The sequence below is a fragment of the Escherichia sp. MOD1-EC6300 genome (assembly GCF_002965045.1).
GTDB lineage: Bacteria > Pseudomonadota > Gammaproteobacteria > Enterobacterales > Enterobacteriaceae > Escherichia > Escherichia coli_F.
Window position 1 is genome coordinate 1 of record NZ_PTRH01000046.1, and the last position, 1,565, is coordinate 1,565.

Genomic DNA, 1,565 nt, shown 5'->3' on the forward strand with positions numbered 1-1,565 from the left:
GAAACATCTTCGGGTTGTGAGGTTAAGCGACTAAGCGTACACGGTGGATGCCCTGGCAGTCAGAGGCGATGAAGGACGTGCTAATCTGCGATAAGCGTCGGTAAGGTGATATGAACCGTTATAACCGGCGATTTCCGAATGGGGAAACCCAGTGTGATTCGTCACACTATCATTAACTGAATCCATAGGTTAATGAGGCGAACCGGGGGAACTGAAACATCTAAGTACCCCGAGGAAAAGAAATCAACCGAGATTCCCCCAGTAGCGGCGAGCGAACGGGGAGCAGCCCAGAGCCTGAATCAGTGTGTGTGTTAGTGGAAGCGTCTGGAAAGGCGCGCGATACAGGGTGACAGCCCCGTACACAAAAATGCACATGCTGTGAGCTCGATGAGTAGGGCGGGACACGTGGTATCCTGTCTGAATATGGGGGGACCATCCTCCAAGGCTAAATACTCCTGACTGACCGATAGTGAACCAGTACCGTGAGGGAAAGGCGAAAAGAACCCCGGCGAGGGGAGTGAAAAAGAACCTGAAACCGTGTACGTACAAGCAGTGGGAGCCTCTTTATGGGGTGACTGCGTACCTTTTGTATAATGGGTCAGCGACTTATATTCTGTAGCAAGGTTAACCGAATAGGGGAGCCGAAGGGAAACCGAGTCTTAACTGGGCGTTAAGTTGCAGGGTATAGACCCGAAACCCGGTGATCTAGCCATGGGCAGGTTGAAGGTTGGGTAACACTAACTGGAGGACCGAACCGACTAATGTTGAAAAATTAGCGGATGACTTGTGGCTGGGGGTGAAAGGCCAATCAAACCGGGAGATAGCTGGTTCTCCCCGAAAGCTATTTAGGTAGCGCCTCGTGAATTCATCTCCGGGGGTAGAGCACTGTTTCGGCAAGGGGGTCATCCCGACTTACCAACCCGATGCAAACTGCGAATACCGGAGAATGTTATCACGGGAGACACACGGCGGGTGCTAACGTCCGTCGTGAAGAGGGAAACAACCCAGACCGCCAGCTAAGGTCCCAAAGTCATGGTTAAGTGGGAAACGATGTGGGAAGGCCCAGACAGCCAGGATGTTGGCTTAGAAGCAGCCATCATTTAAAGAAAGCGTAATAGCTCACTGGTCGAGTCGGCCTGCGCGGAAGATGTAACGGGGCTAAACCATGCACCGAAGCTGCGGCAGCGACACTGTGTGTTGTTGGGTAGGGGAGCGTTCTGTAAGCCTGCGAAGGTGTACTGTGAGGTATGCTGGAGGTATCAGAAGTGCGAATGCTGACATAAGTAACGATAAAGCGGGTGAAAAGCCCGCTCGCCGGAAGACCAAGGGTTCCTGTCCAACGTTAATCGGGGCAGGGTGAGTCGACCCCTAAGGCGAGGCCGAAAGGCGTAGTCGATGGGAAACAGGTTAATATTCCTGTACTTGGTGTTACTGCGAAGGGGGGACGGAGAAGGCTATGTTGGCCGGGCGACGGTTGTCCCGGTTTAAGCGTGTAGGCTGGTTTTCCAGGCAAATCCGGAAAATCAAGGCTGAGGCGTGATGACGAGGCACTACGGTGCTGAAGC

Annotated in this window: 1 rRNA gene; it reads left to right on the top strand. The window is 53.2% G+C overall.

Annotation, left to right across the window (positions count from 1 at the left end):
* Positions 1–20: 20 nt before the first annotated feature.
* A 23S ribosomal RNA gene (locus BGE37_RS24680) occupies positions 21–1,565 on the top strand; the annotation flags it as partial.